Annotated in this window: 16 protein-coding genes; 7 read left to right on the top strand and 9 right to left on the bottom strand. The window is 64.8% G+C overall.

The window, feature by feature from the left end:
* Positions 1-54 precede the first annotated feature (54 nt).
* Entirely contained in the window at positions 55-936 is an 882-nt protein-coding gene (locus BM019_RS02890; protein WP_092417750.1) for a LysR substrate-binding domain-containing protein, read from the bottom strand.
* Between the two features lie 153 nt (positions 937-1,089).
* On the opposite strand from BM019_RS02890, the gene BM019_RS02885 reads away from it, so the two are divergent.
* Together BM019_RS02885 and BM019_RS02880 are read left to right on the top strand one after the other, a co-directional pair.
* Positions 1,090-2,727 carry a 5-guanidino-2-oxopentanoate decarboxylase gene (locus BM019_RS02885; protein ID WP_092417553.1) on the top strand — a complete coding sequence of 546 codons (1,638 nt, stop codon included), beginning with the start codon at positions 1,090-1,092 and terminating at the stop codon, positions 2,725-2,727.
* Positions 2,724-4,172, top strand: coding sequence for an aldehyde dehydrogenase family protein (locus BM019_RS02880; RefSeq protein ID WP_092417552.1), 1,449 nt, complete (start codon positions 2,724-2,726; stop codon positions 4,170-4,172). Before BM019_RS02885 ends, BM019_RS02880 begins: the two co-directional genes overlap by 4 nt.
* Before the next feature lie 131 nt (positions 4,173-4,303).
* Here BM019_RS02880 and BM019_RS02875 read toward each other — a convergent pair whose 3' ends face one another.
* Positions 4,304-5,233, bottom strand: a complete 930-nt coding sequence (locus tag BM019_RS02875) for an AraC family transcriptional regulator (protein ID WP_092417551.1) — start codon at positions 5,231-5,233, stop codon at positions 4,304-4,306.
* A 332-nt stretch (positions 5,234-5,565) separates the two neighbouring features.
* Between BM019_RS02875 and BM019_RS02870 the strand changes: the two genes are divergently transcribed.
* Both BM019_RS02870 and BM019_RS02865 read left to right on the top strand, forming a co-directional pair.
* A complete protein-coding gene (locus tag BM019_RS02870; RefSeq protein ID WP_092417550.1) occupies positions 5,566-5,931 on the top strand; it encodes an antibiotic biosynthesis monooxygenase family protein in 366 nt (121 codons plus the stop codon).
* A gap of 9 nt (positions 5,932-5,940) precedes the next feature.
* Positions 5,941-6,213: a hypothetical protein gene (locus BM019_RS02865; protein ID WP_009045324.1), complete on the top strand. Its 273-nt coding sequence runs from the start codon at positions 5,941-5,943 to the stop codon at positions 6,211-6,213.
* Positions 6,214-6,256: 43 nt separating this feature from the next.
* Here BM019_RS02865 and BM019_RS02860 read toward each other — a convergent pair whose 3' ends face one another.
* The 6 genes from BM019_RS02860 to BM019_RS02835 all read right to left on the bottom strand — a co-directional run bounded on the left by BM019_RS02860 (position 6,257) and on the right by BM019_RS02835 (position 14,221).
* Complete coding sequence (locus tag BM019_RS02860) at positions 6,257-6,886, bottom strand: flavin reductase family protein (RefSeq protein ID WP_009045323.1); 630 nt, start codon at positions 6,884-6,886, stop codon at positions 6,257-6,259.
* A 143-nt stretch (positions 6,887-7,029) separates the two neighbouring features.
* On the bottom strand, positions 7,030-7,413 hold the full coding sequence (locus BM019_RS02855) for a hypothetical protein (protein ID WP_092417549.1): 384 nt from the start codon (positions 7,411-7,413) through the stop codon (positions 7,030-7,032).
* Between the two features lie 450 nt (positions 7,414-7,863).
* Positions 7,864-9,186: an MFS transporter gene (locus BM019_RS02850; RefSeq protein WP_009045321.1), complete on the bottom strand. Its 1,323-nt coding sequence runs from the start codon at positions 9,184-9,186 to the stop codon at positions 7,864-7,866.
* Positions 9,187-9,456: 270 nt separating this feature from the next.
* A complete protein-coding gene (locus tag BM019_RS02845) occupies positions 9,457-10,791 on the bottom strand; it encodes a sigma-54-dependent transcriptional regulator (RefSeq protein WP_092417548.1) in 1,335 nt (444 codons plus the stop codon).
* Entirely contained in the window at positions 10,785-12,551 is a 1,767-nt protein-coding gene (locus BM019_RS02840) for an ATP-binding protein (RefSeq protein ID WP_092417547.1), read from the bottom strand. The genes BM019_RS02845 and BM019_RS02840 overlap by 7 nt, the downstream gene beginning before the upstream one ends.
* A 146-nt stretch (positions 12,552-12,697) precedes the next feature.
* Entirely contained in the window at positions 12,698-14,221 is a 1,524-nt protein-coding gene (locus BM019_RS02835) for a fumarate hydratase (protein WP_007931196.1), read from the bottom strand.
* A gap of 359 nt (positions 14,222-14,580) precedes the next feature.
* On the opposite strand from BM019_RS02835, the gene BM019_RS02825 reads away from it, so the two are divergent.
* From BM019_RS02825 to BM019_RS02815, 3 genes are read left to right on the top strand one after another with little or no spacing between them, the layout of a single operon-like run.
* On the top strand, positions 14,581-15,687 hold the full coding sequence (locus BM019_RS02825; RefSeq protein ID WP_092417546.1) for a GGDEF domain-containing protein: 1,107 nt from the start codon (positions 14,581-14,583) through the stop codon (positions 15,685-15,687).
* Positions 15,680-16,618 carry an iron-sulfur-binding ferredoxin reductase gene (locus BM019_RS02820; protein ID WP_092417545.1) on the top strand — a complete coding sequence of 313 codons (939 nt, stop codon included), beginning with the start codon at positions 15,680-15,682 and terminating at the stop codon, positions 16,616-16,618. Before BM019_RS02825 ends, BM019_RS02820 begins: the two co-directional genes overlap by 8 nt.
* 29 nt (positions 16,619-16,647) lie before the next feature.
* The gene (locus BM019_RS02815) at positions 16,648-17,397 is read left to right on the top strand and encodes an enoyl-CoA hydratase-related protein (protein WP_085532113.1); all 750 of its coding nucleotides are present in this window, start codon (positions 16,648-16,650) and stop codon (positions 17,395-17,397) included.
* 215 nt (positions 17,398-17,612) lie between these two features.
* On the opposite strand, the gene pyk is transcribed toward BM019_RS02815, so the two are convergent.
* Complete coding sequence (gene pyk / locus BM019_RS02810; RefSeq protein WP_007931191.1) at positions 17,613-19,064, bottom strand: pyruvate kinase; 1,452 nt, start codon at positions 19,062-19,064, stop codon at positions 17,613-17,615.
* Positions 19,065-19,143: the final 79 nt, after the last annotated feature.

Genomic DNA, 19,143 nt, shown 5'->3' with positions numbered 1-19,143 from the left:
CTGGTTTTACGACTGCTGCGCAGCCGATCGCAGGCTGCGCCAGCGGCTACAGGGCTATCTGGCCCGGGCCTGTTCCACCAGCCAGTCCAGCAACGCCCGCAACTGCGGCGACGGTGCCGAGCGATCGGGGTGCACCAGGTAATAGCCCAGGCCGGTGCGGACCTTCAGTTCAAATGGCATGACCAGCCGCCCGGCGCTCAGGTCTTCGCCGATCAATGCCCAATCGCCAATAGCTACCCCCGTCCCCTGGGAAGCAACCGACATCGCCAGGTCCAGGGTTTCGAAATGCTGGCCCTTGCCGATGTTGTTCAGCATCGTTCCCGAGGCTTTCAGCCAGGTATTCCAGTCATGGGTATCCAGGGTCGGGTGCAGCAGCATGTGTTGCTGCAGGTCGGCCGGGGTCTTGAGCGGTATCGCCCCTTCGAGCAATGCAGGTGAACACACCGGCGTCAGCTGTTCGTCGAACAGGTGATAGGCCCCGAGGGTGGAAGGTGGCGGGGCACCGTAAATCACCGCGGCGTCGAACTGCTCGCGGCTGAAGTCCACCCCGTGCTGCACCGTGGTGGTCAGCCGGACAGGCACGTCCGGACGCTCCTTCTGCCATTGCATCAGGCGTGGCAACAACCAGCGCATCACGCAGGTGGACGCCTTGAGTTGCAGGGTGTCGCGGTTCACCCCGACCTGTTCCACCCCCTCGCTGATCAGGCCGAACACCTGTTCCACCCGTGGCAGCCATTCCCGTCCTTCGGCCGTCAGGCTCAGGCCGCGGGCCTGGCGCTGGAACAAGGCATAACCCAGGTGACTCTCCAGGCCGGCGATCTGCCGGCTCACCGCACCCTGGGTGATATGCAACTGCTCGGCCGCGTGGGTGAAGTTGCAGCAGCGCGCGGCGATCAGAAAGGTGTGCAGCGCGGGTAGGGGCGGGAGGCGTTTCATAAAGGGCCAAGGCATGACGTGAGGACATGGCGAGTATGACTTTTTATCCATTGTTCCCGCTACACGTGGCCCGTTCCAATGACGCCTTCCCCGTGCCTGGCCATGCAGCGGCCAGCCAGGCATACCGTCTCAAGCGAACAAAAAGGGCAAGACATGGCGACGTGCGGCGAAGTGTTGGTCAAGTTACTCGAAGGTTATGGCGTCGAGCAGGTCTTCGGCATTCCCGGGGTGCATACCGTCGAGCTGTATCGCGGCCTGGCCCGTTCGAGCATCCGGCATGTCACGCCGCGCCACGAGCAGGGCGCCGGCTTCATGGCCGACGGTTATGCCCGCACCAGTGGCAAGCCGGGGGTGTGCTTCATCATCACCGGTCCGGGAATGACCAACATCACCACCGCCATGGGCCAGGCCTATGCCGACTCGATTCCGATGCTGGTGATCTCCAGCGTGCAATCGCGCAGCCAGCTCGGCGGCGGCCGTGGCAAGCTGCATGAACTGCCGAACCAGGGCGCCCTGGTGGGCGGCGTGGCGGCGTTCTCCCATACCCTGATGTCCGCGGCGGAACTGCCGGGTGTGCTGGCCCGCGCCTTCGCCCTGTTCCAGGCTGGTCGCCCGCGCCCGGTGCACATCGAAATCCCCCTCGACGTGCTGGTGGAGGAGGCCGACGACCTGCTCGACAGCGAGCCGGTGAGCATCGCCCGGGCCGGCGCCGCGCCCGCCGCCATCGCGCGGATGAGCCAGCTGCTGGCCGGCGCCAGGCGTCCGCTGATCCTCGCCGGCGGTGGCGCGATCGATGCCGCCGCGTCCCTGACCCGCCTCGCCGAATGGCTCGAGGCGCCCGTGGCCCTGACCATCAATGCCAAGGGCATGCTGCCGTCCCGGCACCCGCTGCTGATCGGTTCGACCCAGTCGCTGGTGGCGACCCGTGCCCTGGTGGCCGATGCCGACGTGGTCCTGGCCATCGGCACCGAGCTGGCCGAAACCGATTACGACGTGACCTTCGCCGGCGGTTTCGAGATTCCTGGCGCCTTGCTGCGCATCGACATCGACCCTGACCAGACCGTGCGCAACTATCCGCCGAAAGTGGCGCTGGTAGCCGACGCGCACAGCGCAACCGAAGCCTTGCTGGCCGAGCTGGGCAAGCAATCGTTGAGCGAGCGCGACAGCGCCTGGGGCGCGGCCCGTGCCGCTGCCCTGCGTAGCGCACTGGAGCAGCAGTGGGACGCACCGACCCGGGCGCAGACCCTGTTCCTCGAAACCGTCCTGCAGGAGCTGCCGCAGATCGTCATCGTTGGCGACTCCACGCAGCCGGTGTACAGCGGCAACCTGACCTTCAACCCCGAGCGTCCGCGCCGCTGGTTCAACTCCTCGACCGGCTACGGCACCTTGGGTTATGCCTTGCCGGCGGCGATCGGTGCCTGGCTCGGTGGCGCTTCCGAACGCAACGCCCGGGGCCCGGTGGCGTGCCTGATCGGCGACGGCGGCCTGCAGTTCACCCTGTCGGAACTGGCCTGCGCGGTGGAAGCGCGCACGCCAATCATCGTGCTGCTGTGGAATAACCAGGGCTATGAAGAGATCAAGAAATACATGGTCAACCGCGACATCGAGCCGGTGGGCGTGGACATCTACACGCCGGACTTCATCGGCGTGGCCAAGGCCCTGGGCTGCGCCGCCGAGGCCATCGACAGCGTCGACGGATTGCGTAATGCGTTGCGCGCGGCCAGCGATCGCCAGGGCCCGACCCTGATCGAAATCGACCAGGCCGGCTGGATGCGGGCGGTGCAGGCATGAACCCGACAAACCTGTTGAACGGCCTGTACATCGACGGTCAGTGGCATGCCGGCAGCGAGCTGTTGCCGGTGATCAATCCGTCTACCGAAGAGCCACTGGCCGTGGTCGGTGGCGGCGACCCACACAGTGTCGAGCAGGCGGTGAGCGCTGCCCAGGCCGGGCTCGCCAAGTGGGCAGCGGCCAGCGGCGCCGAGCGTGGCGCGGTGTTGCGGCGGATCGCCGCCGGTGTCGCCGAGCGTCGTGAACGCCTGATGCACCTGCAGTCGAGCAACAACGGCAAGCCGCAATTCGAAGCGGCCATCGACGTCGACGACGTGATTGCCACCTTCGAGTACTACGCGGGGCTGGCCGAAGGCCTGGACGCCGCCCAGGACCGCGATGTACCGCTGCCCAGCGATGATTTCAGCGCCCGTGTGCGGCGTGAGCCTTGTGGCGTGGTCGGCCTGATCGTGCCGTGGAACTTCCCGATGGTCACCACCGCCTGGAAGCTTGCGCCGGCCCTGGCCGCCGGTTGCAGCGTGGTGCTCAAACCCTCGGAAGTCACGCCGCTGCCGGAACTGGAGCTGGCGGCGATCATCGCCGGGAGCGGCTTGCCCAAGGGCGTGTTCAACCTGGTCTGCGGCACCGGCCTGGCGGTGGGCGCGCCGCTGGCGGCCGATCCGCGGGTGGCGAAGATTTCCTTTACCGGCAGCAATGCGGTCGGGGTCCAGGTCATGCAGCGTGCTGCGGAGACGGTCAAGGGCGTGAGCCTGGAACTGGGTGGCAAATCTTCGCTGCTGGTGCTGGCCGATGCCGATCTCGAACTGGCGGTGGAGCTGGCCTGCGGCGGCGGTTTTTTCAACGCCGGGCAGATGTGCTCCGCCACCAGCCGGGTGCTGGTGGCCGACGAACTGGCGGACGAATTCCTCCTGCGCCTCAAGGCACGGGCCGAGGCGATTCGGGTGGCGGACCCTTTCGATCCGGACGTGGAGATGGGCGCGCTGGTCAACCAGGCGCAATACCAGCGCGTGCTGGGCCATATCGATCGCGGGCTGAGTGTCGGGGCCAAGTTGGTGTGTGGCGGCGAACGCCCGGCGGACCGCGCGCGCGGCTTTTTTGTGCGGCCGACGATCTTCACCGAAGTGCCCCTCGACAGTGCGCTGTGGCGTGAGGAGATCTTTGGCCCGGTGCTCTGCGTGCGCAGTTTCGCCAGCGAGGCCGAGGCCATCGCGCTGGCCAACGACAGCGAATTCGGCCTGGTGGCCAGTGTGGTCGGCGCCGATGTGCAGAACGCCGAGCGAGTCGCCAATGCCTTGCAGGCCGGGCTGGTGTGGATCAACGCACCGCAGGTGATCTTCCCGCAGACCGCCTGGGGCGGCTACAAGCAGAGCAGTATCGGCCGCGAGCTGGGGCCTTGGGGTTTGCAGGCGTTCCAGGAGATCAAGCACGTGATACGCGCGAGGTAACAGCCTTTTGAGGCGAGATGGTTTTCTGTAGGAGCGAGCTTGCTCGCGATGCGGGTCAAGGATGACGCCGTGCGACAGATAGAGCGCCGCCTTGCGGCTATCGCGAGCAAGCTCGCTCCTACAAGGGGGAATCAGACGCTGTTGCGCAGGCGCGCCATGTCGCGCAGCGGCGGGGCGCCGAACTGGCGGCTGTATTCGCGGCTGAACTGCGAGGGGCTTTCGTAGCCGACCCGGTAACCGGCGGCGGACGCCTCCAGCCCTTCAGTCAGCATCAGGCGCCGGGCTTCCTGCAGGCGCAGTTGCTTCTGATACTGCAAGGGGCTCATGGCGGTCATGGCCTTGAAACGGTGGTGCAGGGTGGACACGCTGAGGTTCACCCCTCGCGCCAGATCGTCGATGCGCAGCGGTTGCTCGTAGTTGCCGTTCAGCCATTTGATGGCCTGGCTGACCCGGTGGCTCTGGCTGTTGGCGATGGCGATCTCATACAACCGGTGGCCCTGCGGACTGCGCAACAGCCGGTAGAGAATTTCCCGACGAATCAGCGGCGCGAGCATGGCGATGTCTTTGGGTGTGTCCAGCAGGCGGGTCAGGCGCAGCACGGCGTCGAGCATCGGCGTGTCCAGGCGTTCCACATACAGGCCGCGGCCGACAGGACGGTTCGGCACCCCCAACGGCCCGGCATCGGCGATCAGCGTGCTGATCTCGGCCGGGTCGATGTCCAGGCGCAGGGCCAGGACCGGCTCCAGCGGCGAGACATCGGCCAGGCGCCCGCTCAAGGGCATGGAAACCGAGACCACCAGATAGTTGAGCGGGTCGTAGTTGAACTCCTCGTCGGCCAGCCGCACTTCCTTGCGCCCCTGGGCCATGATGCACAGGGCCGGTTGGGCCAGCACCGAGGCGAAATCGTGGGAATGGCTGTGGCGCGAGACGAACAGCGACTGGATCGCCGTGGCATAGCTGCCGTCTTCGCCGGTATTGCGAGCAATGATCCCGGCCAGCTCCGCCCGCTGTTTTTCCATCTCCGCATCCAGTGGCGGCTGCTGGGTTTCGAGCGATGACATGAAGGCCCCTCCGAGAAGATTGCGAATGGCCACAGCTTAAATTTGTGCAAGCGCCAGGGGTAGGCGATTCCTGCGTAAATCTTGCCTGATCCTGCCACGCGTGCGCGCGTGAGTAGAGTCGAGTCCTGTGCGCGGGCTGTCACTTGCTTGAAACAACGTTGTGGGTTTTTTTCCGCTTGCCGGGCAGGATTCGGCGTTCCCGGGCAAGACTCGCAGGATTGTGCAATAGGCCGGCAGGAATCGACTAACGAGCATTACGTCGGGCGCTTAATCTTGGATCCTGTCGCAGCCCGTCCCATGGCTGCCTCGACACCACCCTGGGAGGGTCGCACATGTCCACGCATATTCCCGTCAGCCATATGGCATTCGTTCGCGCCCGCGCCGGCCGCTCAACGGAGTTGGGTGCTCGCTTGAGCAGTCTGATCGAACCATCCCGCCAGGCCGAAGGTTGCCTGCAGTTCGCCTTGCAGCATTCGCAGTGCGACGCTGACCTGTGGCTGATATCCGGATTCTGGAGCAGCCAGCAGGCGATGACCGATTACTTCTGTTCGCCGGCCATGGCGATCTTCGCCGAGTTGGTCCAGGACCTGGTGGTCAACAGCCTGGATTTCCATACTTTCAGAGACGTCTCGGCGGCCCAGGCCGAAGGCGAATACGCGCAACTGAACGGGGCACCGGTACACCAGCTGGCCAGCTGAGGGTTTAGAATGGCCGACTTTCCATTGGCCAGGACCAGCAACATGGCACGTAAAGAGTTTGCAGCATACGAAGCGGTTTCCGCCGTGGTTCCAGGTGAAGGGGGCTACAGCGCCGCCATCGCGGTCAAGGCCCTGGGTGGTTCAGGGGCACCGCGCTTTCACAAGGTCCTCGACGACCAGAAATTCAAGACCGCCCATGACGCCGACCAGGCTGCCGCGCAGAAGCTTGAGCAGTTGATCGACGTGACCGAAGACGGCGAACTGGCCTGGGAAACGGCCTGATCCGGGTCGCTACCTGATCTGCGCAGCTAGTTGGTTTGAGCAGCTACCTGACCGCCCCCGGGCGGAACATCTTGAACAAGGCCTCTGGCCCCAGCTGGAAATAATCCGCTGGCCCGCCGCCGCGCAGAATCGGCTCTGCCGCGGCGGTGTCGTATACCCCGTCCTTGAGCAGCCACTTGGCGATATGCACGGCGACCACTTCGCCGAGGATCAGCCAGCTGGGCACCAACTCCTGATCCGCGCGCTGCAGTTGAATGATCTGCGTGACCTTGCACTCGAAGGACACCGGGCTTTCGGCTACCCGCGGCACCGCAATCACTTTCGAGGCCACGGGCGTCAACCCCGCCAGTTCGAACTCATTGACCTCGGCCGGCACGGCCGCGCAGCTCTGGTTCATCCGCTCGGCGAGCGGGCGGGTGGCGAGGTTCCAGGCGAACTCGCCGGTCTGCTCGATGTTGTTCAGGCTGTCTTTGCGACCGACGCTGGAGAAACCGATGATCGGTGGAATGTAATTGAAGGCGTTGAAAAAACTGTAGGGCGCCAGGTTCAGCCGGCCTTGCTGGTCCTGGGAGGAGATCCAGCCGATCGGGCGCGGGCCGACGATGGCGTTGAACGGATCATGGGGCAGGCCGTGGCCCTGGGCGGGTTCGTAGTAATGGATGTCTTCGGACATAGCAGGCTCTTGCGCGGACAAAGAGGGAAGGCTGCCATAGTGCAAGCCATTGAAAGTGAATGCCAGCCTTGCGCCGTGCGGTTTTCCCCGGGCCAGAAACAACTAAGCCCGGCCGAAGCCGGGCTGCGGGGCATCCCTGAGGGTTAGCCGATGGCGGCGGCAGTCCCGGTGCGATCGAAGCCGTCGGCAGCGATTGCGCCTGCGGTACCGGTGTGGTCGAAGCCGTCGGCAGCGATTGCGTCAGCGGTGCCGGTGTGGTCGAAGCCGTCGGCAGCGATTGCGTCAGCGGTGCCGGTGTGGTCGAAACCATCGGCAGCGACTGCGCCTGCGGTGCCGGTGTGATCGAAGCCATCGGAGGCGATAGCGGCGGCGGTGCCGGTGCGATCGAAACCGTCGGAAGCCAGGCTGGCGCTGGCCGAGCTACCCGAGGTGAAAGTGGCCGAGCCGGTGCGGTCGTAACCATCGGCGGCAAAGGTATTGGCAGCCAGTACGGAAAGGGTCAGGGCGAGGATCAGTTTGCTTTTCATGAGGGTCACTCCAGGTTCGTTGACGTTTTGTGCAGTGGGTGTGAAATGGATAGTACGCCAGTTAATTTGATTAAAAAGCGCAAATAAATGCTGAAAAGTATCGAATTAATAGATGTTTTTGGCGTCAAGAATCGCTGCATAAAGCCTCTTTCCTGCTTCTGCCGCGTTTGAGGCGCCGACACCGATTTCGATGGAGGCAGAGTGAGGGCTGGGCATTAACCGGTCATTAACCTGTCCGCACCGTCGAGAAATCACGATCAACGGTTTGCCCGGCAGGGGCGGGAATGCTGTTGGCGATGAATGCCGGAGGGCTTGCTACGTGAGCTGGAGGGCGGGCCTTGATCGTGGAACGGTGCGTTGCGGCTATCGCGGGGCAAGCCTCGCTTCTACAGGAGCATTACCTGACACGACAGCGCGAGGGCCTTGCACCCTCGCGCTTTTTCTTGCCGGTCAGTCAGTCTCGATCCGCGAGTGTTTGCGCGTGTCTTTCATGGTGATGTAGACCAGCAGCGACACGGCGATGCAGGCGGTGACATACCAGTAGTAACCGGTTTCCATGCCGACGCTCTTGAACCACAGCGCGATGTATTCGGCGGTGCCGCCGAAGATCGATACGGTCAGCGCGTAGGGCAGGCCCACGCCCAGGGCGCGGATCTCGGTCGGGAACAGCTCGGCCTTGACCACCGCGTTGATCGAGGTGTAGCCGCTGACGATGATCAGCGCCGCCATGATCAGGAAGAACGCGCCCCACCAGCTCTGGATGGTGTGCAGGGTGGTGAGGATCGGCACGGTGAAAAGGGTACCGAGGATGCCGAAGGCGATCAGGATCGGACGGCGGCCGATCTTGTCCGACAGCGCGCCGACCACCGGTTGCAGGCACATGAACAGGAACAGGGTCGCCGCGGAAATGGTGGTGGAGTCGGAGATGCTCATGCCGACGGTGTTCACCAGGTATTTCTGCATGTAGGTGGTGTAGGTGTAGAAGGCCAGGGTGCCGCCCATGGTCAGGCCGACCACGGTCATCAGCTCTTTCGGATGACGCATCAGGGTGCGCATCAGGCTTTCTTTCGGCTTTTCCTTCTTCTTGGTGAAGGACTCGGTTTCTTCCATGCCACGACGCAGGTACAGCGCGACGATCGCGCACAGGGCGCCGATGCCGAACGGAATGCGCCAGCCCCAGGATTGCAGCTCCTCGGTGGTCAGCACGTTCTGCAGCACGATCAGCACCGCCAGGGCGATGAGCTGGCCGGAGATCAGGGTCACGTACTGGAAGCTGGAGAAAAAGCCACGACGTTCCTTGGTCGCCATCTCGCTGAGGTAGGTGGCCGAGGTGCCATATTCGCCGCCGACCGACAGGCCCTGCATCAGGCGCGCCAGCACCAGCAGGATCGGAGCGCCGACGCCGATGGTCTCGTAGCCGGGAGTCAGGGCGATGATCAGCGAGCCGAAGCACATCAGCAGCACCGAGGCCATCAATGCGGCCTTGCGGCCCTTGCGGTCAGCGTAGAGCCCCATCAGCCAGCCGCCGATCGGACGCATCAGGAAGCCCACGGCGAAGATCGCGGCGGTGTTCAGCAGTTGCGCGGTAGTGTCGCCCTTGGGGAAGAAGACTTTGGCGAAGTACAGGGAGAAGGCGGCGTAGACGTACCAGTCGTACCACTCGACCATGTTGCCGACCGAACCGCTGAAGATCGATTTCAGGCGGCTGGCGGTGGTCTTTTCTTTGGCAGGCGCAGCTGCCGACCCAAGAGGCAGGGTTTGCGAGTTATCCATGACGGATCCTTCATTTAATTGTTTTTGTGGAGCGCGCCGAAACGCAGCCTGCTGGAGCTATAGCAGGAGCTGTGCCAGGAGCCGAAAGGCCTGGTTTAGAAGGGGCTTGAGATTGCAATGAGCGGAAATCCGCTCATTGGCGAAAGTACGTGAGCGGAAAATTGCCGATGAAGGTGGTGTTGGTGAGGGCGTCTTCGCGAGCAAGCTCGCTCCTACAGAAGCGACGTGATCCCTGTAGGAGCGAGCTTGCTCGCGATAGGACCTCGGGCATCACTCCTCCCCAAGAAACATCTCCCGCGCCAGCCCATGGCGCTGCATCTTTTCATTGAAGGTGCGGCGCGGCAGTTGCAGCTCGACGAGCACCGCCTTGATGTCGCCCTTGTGTCGGGTCAGCGCGGCCCGCAGGCATTGCGCTTCGAAAGCTTCCTGCTGCGCCGCCAGGGACTGGCCGGGGTCGATGGTTTCCGGCTCGGGCTCGCCCAGGCCGAGCACCTGGCGTTCGGCGACATTGGCCAGTTCGCGCACGTTGCCCGGCCAGTCGTGGCTCAGCAGGCGGCTCAACTGCGCCCCGCTCAGGGGCGCGACGCTACGGCCCAGACGCTCGGCGGCGGCGTGGGCGAAATGTTCGTACAACAGTGGAATGTCTTCGCGTCGATCCCGCAGCGGCGGCAGGCGCAGTTGCGCGACGTTCAGGCGGTAGGCCAGGTCTTCGCGAAAACGCCCGGCGCGGGCTTCGTCCAGCAGGTCCGGCTTGGTCGCGGCAATGATCCGCAGGTCCACCTCGATGCTCTGGTTGGAACCCAGTCGCTCAAGCTTCTGTTCCTGCAGCACCCGCAGCAGCTTGACCTGCTGGGCCAGTGGCATGCTTTCGATCTCGTCGAGGAACAGGGTGCCGCCATCGGCGTATTCCAGCTTGCCGATGCGCTTGCCCTGGGCGCCGGTAAAGGCGCCGCTTTCATGGCCGAACAGCTCGGCTTCGAACAGTTGCTCGGGGATCGCCGCGCAGTTCAGGGCGACAAAAGGCTTGTCGGCGCGCGGCCCGAAGTCGTGCAGGCAGCGGGCGACCAGTTCCTTGCCGCTGCCGGTCTCGCCGCGGATCAGCACGTTGACCGGCAGCGCGGCCAGGTCGACCACCTGGCGCCGCAGGGTCTGCAAGGCGCGGGATACGCCGAGCAGGGTGGAGTCGATTTTCTCCCGGGTATCGGCCTGTTCGTGCAGGCGCCGGTTTTCCAGGACCAGGCCGCGCTTGTCCAGGGCCCGGCGCAGGCTGCTCAACAGGGTTTGCGGGCTGAAGGGTTTTTCCAGGAAGTCATAGGCGCCGTCGCGCATCGCTTCCACCGCCATCGGCACGTCGCCGTGGCCGGTCAGCAGGATCACCGGCAGGTCGGCGTCGCGTTGCTGTACCTCTTTGAGCAGCTCCAGGCCGCTGATGCCGGGCATGCGCACGTCGCTGAGGATCACTCCGGGGAAGTCCCTGGGCAGCCGGGCCAGGCAGTCCTCGGCGCGACTGAACAGCTGCACCTCGAAGCCCGACAGGCTCAGCCATTGTTCGACGGCGGTGCGAATACTGGCTTCGTCGTCGACCAGCATCACCGAATTCAACATGGGATATGCGCCTCCAGGTCGATGGGCAGGCTCAGGGTGAAGATCGCGCCCTGGCCCTGGTTGCCGGCGCTCAGGCGTCCACCGAGTTCGTGGACGATAGCGTAGGACACCGCCAGGCCGAGGCCCAGGCCGTCGCCCACCGGCTTGGTGGTGAAGAACGGATCGAAGACGTTCGGCAGGTGTTCTTCGGCGATGCCGCCACCGCTGTCGATGACGCTCAGGTTCCACAGCTGCTGGTCGGCTTCGAGGCGGATTTCCAGGTGCTTGAGGGGCTTGTCGCGCATGGCGTCCAGGGCGTTGCGCAGCAGGTTGATCAGCACCTGCTCCAGGCGTATGGCATCGCCGCGGACCCAGGCCGGGCGCGTCAGTTGCAGGCGTGTGTCGACCTGTTCGTCGCGCAGCCGGGTGTCCAGCAGTTGCAGGGCCTGATCCACCACCGCCGCCAGGTCCAGGCGTTCGCGCAGGCCGCTGGGGCTCTTGCGGGCGAAGGTTTTCAGGTGGCCGGTGAGGCTGGCCATGCGGGTCAGCATATCGTCCAGCGGTTTCAGGGCCTGGTAGGCCTCGTCGATCCGCCCGTGATCGAGCAGCAGGCGCAGGGTGGCCAGTTGCATGCGCTGGGTGGTCAGCGGTTGGTTGATTTCATGGGCCAGGGCTGCGGACATCTGCCCCAGGGCTGCCAGCTTGGCCGATTGCACCAGGCCGTCCTGGGCGGTGCGCAGATCGCGAGTGCGCTCCTCAACCAGGCGTTCGAGCTCTTCGCGGCTGCGCTGGCGCAGTCTGGCCAGGCGCCAGCGCTGGTTGAGGAACAGCAGCAGGAACACCAGGGTCAGCCAGGCACCGGCCGCGGCCAGGCCGGCATTGCGGCGGTCCTCAAAGGCGATCTGCGGACGGCGCAGCAGGTGCAGGGTCCAGCCTTCGGTAGCCAGGGGCAGGGATTCCCACAGGTAGTCGACGCTGCCGTCCGGGCCCTCGACCCGGGTCAGCGCGCTGTTGTCGTCAAAGCGTCGCAGCGGCCGGTGTTCGAGCGGGGTCAGCCGTTGCTTGTCGTATTGCCGGGTGGCCTGGAGTTCGGCGCGGTCGCTGTCCGACAACGGGCGCAGCTGGCGATAACGCCAGCCCGGCTGGTTGGCGATGAACACGATGCCCCGGGCATCGCTGACCAACAGAGTGTCGCTGCCCTGGCTCCATTCGCGCTCCAGTTCGGGGAATTCCAGCTTCACCACCATGGCGCCGAGGAACTGCTCCTGCTCACCCTTGACCGCGCTGGCGAGGAAATAGCCGGGAATACCGCTGGTGACGCCCACCGCATAGAAGCGCCCGCTGCCCTGGCTGCGGGTCTGGCTGAAGTAGGGACGAAAGCCGTAGTTGTGCCCGACATAGCTGCTGGGCAGGCGCCAGTTGCTGGCGGCCACGGCGAGGCCGGTGTGGTCCAGCAGTTCCAGGGTCGAGGAGCGGGCGGCGCCGTTGATTTGTTCCAGTTTGCGGTTCAGGGCGTCCTGCTGCTGCGGGCCGACCGGGCCCTTGAGCGCCGAGCGCAGTTCCGGGTCCAGCGCCAGCACGGCGGGCAGGGCGCGGTAACGTTCGATCAGGGTATGCAGGGAGTTGGCGTACAGCGCCAGTTGCTCGCTGGCGCGGGCGGCATCGTCCTCCAGCGCCTGGCGCTCGGCATGGCGCATGGCGAAGGTCGCGCTGACCACGGCGCCGGCGAGAATCACCAGGGTATAGAAGGTCAAGCGCAGCGGGCGGGAGATCTGGACCATGAGTCAAGGGCAGGCTGAAAGGGGGCAGGAAAGATAACACGCCTGTCCGAGGCTTCGTTGACCGTGGACAGCCCTTGCCCGGGCAGGCATGAAAAAGGCGGCGCTGCTCATCGAGCAACGCCGCCTTGGGTAACAGCAAGCAGCGCTTACTGCACTTCTACCGCCAGGCTTTCACTGATCTTTTTCTGCCAGATGGCAGGACCGGTGATGTGCACCGACTCGCCTTTGCTGTCGACCGCGACAGTGACCGGCATGTCTTTGACTTCGAACTCGTAGATCGCTTCCATGCCCAGTTCGGCAAAGGCCAGGACCTTGGACTTCTTGATCGCCTGGGCCACCAGGTAGGCAGCGCCGCCGACGGCCATCAGGTACACGGCCTTGCTGTCCTTGATCGCTTCGATCGCGGTCGGGCCGCGCTCGGACTTGCCGATCATGCCCAAGAGGCCAGTCTGCTCGAGGATCTGGCGGGTGAACTTGTCCATCCGCGTCGCGGTGGTCGGGCCAGCCGGGCCAACCACTTCGTCACCGACCGGATCGACCGGGCCGACGTAGTAGATGAAGCGACCCTTGAGGTCCACCGGCAGGGTTTCGCCCTTGTTCAGCATCTCGACCATGCGCTTGTGCGCGGCGTCGCGACCGGTGAGCATCTTGCCGTTGAGCAGGACGGTTTCGCCCGGCTTCCAGCTCTGCACTTCTTCCGGGGTCAGGGTGTCGAGGTTGACGCGACGGGCCGACGGACCGGCTTCCCAGACGATTTCCGGGTAGGCGTCCAGGGGTGGCGCTTCCAGGGACGCAGGGCCAGAGCCGTCGAGCACGAAGTGCGCGTGACGGGTCGCGGCGCAGTTCGGGATCATGCACACCGGCAGGGAGGCGGCGTGGGTCGGGTAGTCCATGATCTTCACATCGAGCACGGTGGTCAGGCCGCCCAGGCCCTGGGCACCGATGCCCAGCTGGTTGACCTTCTCGAACAGCTCCAGGCGCATCTCTTCGATACGGTTCTGTGGGCCGCGGGCCTTCAGCTCGTGGATGTCGATGGACTCCATCAACACTTCCTTGGCCATCACCGCGGCTTTCTCGGCGGTGCCGCCGATGCCGATGCCGAGCATGCCCGGCGGGCACCAGCCGGCGCCCATGGTCGGAACGGTCTTCAGCACCCAGTCGACGATCGAGTCGGACGGGTTGAGCATGGCCATCTTCGACTTGTTCTCGGAGCCGCCGCCCTTGGCCGCCACGTCCACTTCCACGGTGTTGCCGGGAACGATGGAGTAGTGGATGACCGCCGGGGTGTTGTCCTTGGTGTTTTTACGAGCGCCCGCCGGGTCGGCGAGGATCGAGGCCCGCAGGACGTTTTCCGGCAGGTTGTAAGCGCGACGCACGCCTTCGTTGATCATGTCGTCCAGGCTCATGGTCGCGCCGTCCCAGCGCACGTCCATGCCCACGCGTACGAATACGGTGACGATACCGGTGTCCTGGCAGATCGGGCGGTGGCCGGTGGCACACATGCGCGAGTTGATCAGGATCTGCGCCATGGAGTCACGGGCCGCTGGCGATTCTTCGCGCAGGTAGGCTTCGTGCATCGCCTGGATGAAGTCCACGGGGTGGTAGTAGGAAATGAATTGCAGGGCGTCGGCAACGCTCTGAATCAGGTCGTCTTGCTTGATCACGGTCATGAGTCGCGCTCCTCTAAAAGACGGGAACATTTAATAAGGTGCTTGCAGCTTGGGTGCATCGGTCGGTTGCAAGCACCTTCAAGGCACGCCGGACACACTGGCGCGACGCTAAAAAGGCGCGGCAGTATACCGCGCCTCGGGGCCGGGCACACGCGCCGGCAGTCAAACCAAAGTCGCATGCCGGGCATGCGCCGGTCGGGGGATGGCGCCAGGCATGACGGTGGGCGCGGTCCCGGGTCGGATGGCGCTGGGCGGGAACAAAAATGGGATAGTTATTTTTTGGCGACACCACTAAAGTGGCAAGTGGCCTGTAGGGTAGGAAACTCTTTAAAGCCCCCTTTCGCATGGTGAGTCAACGATTGACCCATAACGCTATCCAGAGTCTTTTACTCAAGCGCTTCGTTCTTGCGGCGGGTACCTATGGACTGGCGTTGCTGCTGCTCTGGCTGGCCATTTTCAGTGGCTACTATTCGGCGCCGGTGCGTTCGGCGCTGATCGATACCGGCCTGGTGGTGCTGAGTCAGGCGCTGCTGTTCTGGCTGTTTGTCTCCGGGCGCAACCTGCGCTTTCGCGATCCGAGCCTGACCGAGATCCAGATACTCCTGGCCATCGGCTGGCAGACCTGGCTGCTGGCCCACCTCGATACGGCGCGCGGCACCTTCCTGGTGTTCTACCTGCTGACACTGCTGTTCGGCCTGTTCCACCTTCCGCGCCGGGCCTTCGTGCGGTGTGCCCTGTGCATTTTCATCGGTTTTGCCGGGATCACGCTGTGGGACGGATACTACTTCCGGCTGGCCGATCCGATGCTCGCCGCCTTGCAGGTGTGCGTGCTGTTCGCGGTGCTGATCTGGCTATGCCTGTACGCCAGCTATGTGCAGACTTCCCGGCAGCGCATGCGGCAACGGCGCTTCGCCTTGCAGGCGCACCAGGACACCTTGCGCGGCATGATGCGACAACTGGAGGACCTGGTCGCCACCGACGAACTGACCGGCCTGTACAATCGACGGCATTTCCTGCGGCTGGCGTCGCGCGAACTGCACGCGATGAGCCTGGAGCAGATGCATGGCCTGGCGCTGATCGACCTCGATCACTTCAAGCGGATCAACGACGTGCACGGCCATGCCGCGGGCGATCAGGTGCTGCAGGCGTTCGCCGCCGTAGCCAGCGCCTGTCTGCGCGATGGCGATGTATTGGCCCGCTACGGCGGCGAGGAGTTTGTCATGTTGTTGCCCGATTGCGATCCCGAACGCCTGACCTCCTGCTGCGAGCGTCTGCGCGTGGCCTTTATGGACGCCCAGTTGATCGGGGTCGAGGTGCCTGGCCTGAGCCTGTCCGTGGGGATGACCCTGGTGGAGCTGGGCGACGATCTGGACGATGCCCTGCAACGTGCCGACCAGGCGCTGTATCGGGCCAAGCGCGACGGACGCAATCGCTGCGCCGCGGCCTGGGAAAATATCGATGCCTGAGCTGCGTGTCGGTGAGCGGCAGTGGTCGGTGGTCGCTGGCAGCAATCTGCTGGATGCCTTGAATCAGGCCGGCGTTGCGGTGCCTTACAGCTGCCGCGCCGGCAGTTGCCACGCCTGCCTGGTGCACTGCGTCGAGGGCCTGCCCAGCGACAGCCGGCCCGATGCCTTGAGCGACGATCAGCGCCAGCGCGGTTGGCGGCTGGCCTGTCAGTGTCAGGTGGTGGAAGACCTGCGGGTCGAAACCTACGACCCGCTGCGCGATGGCGCGCCGGCCGAGGTGGTCGGTGTGGACTGGTTGTCGGCCACGGTGCTGCGCCTGCGTTTGCAGCCGGAGCGCAACCTGCGTTATCAGGCCGGCCAGCACCTGGTGCTGTGGACGGCTTCCGGCGTGGCGCGGCCGTATTCGCTGGCGAGCCTGCCCGGCGAAGACCGCTTTCTCGAGTTCCACCTCGATTGCCGCCAGCCCGGCGCGTTCAGCGACGCGGCGCGCCAGCTCAAGCCCGGCGATGGGTTGCGCCTGGGCGAGCTGCGCGGCGGGGCGCTGCACTACGACCCGGACTGGCAAACCCGGCCATTGTGGCTGCTGGCGGCGGGCACCGGGCTGGCGCCGTTGTTCGGCATCCTGCGCGAGGCTTTGCGCCAGGATCATCAGGGCGACATCCGCGTCATTCACCTGGCCCATGACGCCAGCGAACATTACCTGGCCAAGCCCCTGGCGGCGCTGGCGGCGAGCCACGCCAACCTCAGTGTCGAGCTGTTGACCGCGACCGAGCTGCCAGCGGCTTTGGCACAACTGCGGCTTGTTTCGCGGCAAACCCTGGCCTTACTCTGCGGGCACCCCGACAGCGTCGATGCCTTCGCCCGACGCTTGTACCTGGCGGGGCTGCCGCGCAATCAACTGCTGGCCGACGTATTCCTGCCCCGTGGTTGAGCGCTGATCCGGCCTGAGCGAGACCACCCATGACCGACACCATCCTGCTTGAACGCGAGGGCGGGCTGCTGACCCTGCGCCTGAACCGCCCGGACAAGAAAAATGCCCTGACCCGGGCCATGTACAGCCAGCTGGCCGAAGGACTGCGGCAAGCCGACGCCGACCCTGAGGTCCGCGCGGTACTGATCAGCGGCAGCAGCGACTGCTTTACCGCCGGCAACGACATTGCCGACTTCCTCCAGCAGCCACCTACCGGTCTCGACAGCCCGGTCTTCCAGTTCATGCTCAGCCTGTTCGAGTGCCGCAAGCCGGTGGTCGCCGCGGTTGCCGGGCCGGCCGTGGGGATTGGCACCACCCTGCTGCTGCATTGCGACCTGGTGTACGTCAGCCGCGATGCCCGGTTGCGCATGCCTTTCGTCAATCTCGGTTTGTGCCCCGAGTTCGGTTCCAGCCTGATCCTGCCGCGCTTGCTCGGGCAGGCCAGGGCCGCCGAGCTGTTGCTGCTGGGCGAAGGTTTCAGCGGTGAACAGGCTGCGCAGTGGGGTATTGCCAACCTGGCCTTGGCCGACGGTGCGGCGACCCTGGACAAGGCCCGGGAGATGGCGCTGCGTTTCGAGAAGCTGGCGCCGCAGGCGGTGCAGATCAGCAAGCAGCTGATGCGCACGCCCGATCGCGAACAGCTGCGCAAGGTGATCGAGGAGGAGGGCGCCCTGTTCACCCAGCGCCTGCATTCGCCGGAAGCGCTGGCGGCTTTATCGGGGTTTCTTGCCAAGAGCTGAAATCGGCGCCGCTCGTGTAGCCGCTGCCGGAGGCTGCGATCGATTTGGGCGGCATTCCGACGAAGGGGGCGTAAGGTCCCAAGATCGCTGAAGGCCTGGCGGCCTTGTCGCAGCCTGGCGGCAGCGGCTATAGGTTCGTGAGTTCCATAAATATGCCCCCATGAAAAAGCCCCGCAGTCTTCACTGCGGGGCTTTTTATTGTTGCGTCAGGTGGCTTAGACCATCGGGTCGCCAACGTGCAGGATCTTCATGCCGTTGGTGCCGCCGGTGGTGTGGTAGCTGTCGCCCTTGGTCAGGATCACCCAGTCGCCTTTCTTCACGACGCCGCGCTTGACCAGCTCGTCGATGGCCTTCTGGCTGACTTCGCTTGGCGGCAGGGACGCCGGGTCGAACGGGATGGTGTAGACGCCACGGAACATCGCGGTGCGGGCCTGGGCTTCGCGGTGCGGGGTGAACGCGTAGATCGGCACCGAGGAACGGATACGCGACATGATCAGCGGGGTGTAGCCGCTTTCAGTCAAGGCGATGATCGCCTTCACGCCCGGGAAGTGGTTGGCGGTGTACATGGTGGCCAGGGCAATGCTCTCGTCGCAGCGCTCGAAGGTCTTGCCGATGCGGTGGCTGGAGGTCTTGCTGGTCGGATGCTTTTCCGCGCCGATGCAGATGCGGTCCATGGCCTGGACGGCTTCGAGCGGGTAGGCGCCGGCGGCGGATTCGGCCGAGAGCATCACGGCGTCGGTGTAGTCGAGCACGGCGTTGGCCACGTCGGACACTTCGGCGCGGGTCGGCATCGGGTTCTGGATCATCGACTCCATCATCTGGGTCGCGACGATCACCGCCTTGTTGTGGCGACGGGCGTGCAGAATGATTTTCTTCTGGATGCCCACCAGCTCGGCGTCGCCGATTTCCACGCCCAGGTCGCCACGGGCCACCATCACGGCGTCGGAGGCCTTGATCAGGCCGTCGAGGGTTTCGTCGTTGGCCACGGCTTCGGCGCGCTCGATCTTCGCCACCAGCCAGGCGGTGCCGCCGGCCTCGTCGCGCAGTTGGCGGGCGTATTCCATGTCAGCGGCGTCGCGCGGGAAGGACACGGCCAGGTAGTCCAGGTCCATGGCCGCGGCCAGCTTGATGTCGGCCTTGTCTTTTTCGGTCAGGGCCGGAGCGGTCAGGCCGCCACCGCGACGGTTGATGCCCTTGTGGTCCGACAGCGGGCCGCCGATGGTCACGGTGCAATGCAGTTCGGTGCTGGTGGCGGTGTCGACGCGCATCACCACGCGGCCGTCGTCGAGCAGCAGCTCGTCGCCCACGCCGCAGTCCTTGACCAGGTCCGGATAGTCGATGCCGACGATGTCCTGGGTACCTTCGGTCAGCGGGTGGCTGGTGGAGAAGGTGAACTTGTCACCGATCTTCAGCTCGATGCGCTTGTTGGCGAATTTGGCGATACGGATCTTCGGGCCTTGCAGGTCACCCAGCAGCGCGACGAAGCGCCCATGCTTGGCGGCCAGGTCACGCACCAGCTTGGCGCGAGCCTTGTGCTCGTCCGGGGTGCCGTGGGAGAAGTTCAGGCGGGCGACGTCCAGGCCAGCCAGAATCAGCTGTTCGAGAACTTCCGGCGAGTTACTGGCCGGGCCAAGGGTAGCGACGATTTTGGTACGACGGACGGACATGCAAAGACTCCTGAGTTCAAGCGCAACGAGAGGCTACTATGGTCCGCAGCTGTAGTCATTGTTCGTTTGCACTACTTAT

Source organism: Pseudomonas sp. NFPP07 (assembly GCF_900115645.1).
Lineage (GTDB): Bacteria > Pseudomonadota > Gammaproteobacteria > Pseudomonadales > Pseudomonadaceae > Aquipseudomonas > Aquipseudomonas chlororaphis.
This window is presented reverse-complemented; position numbering and strand designations above follow the sequence as displayed.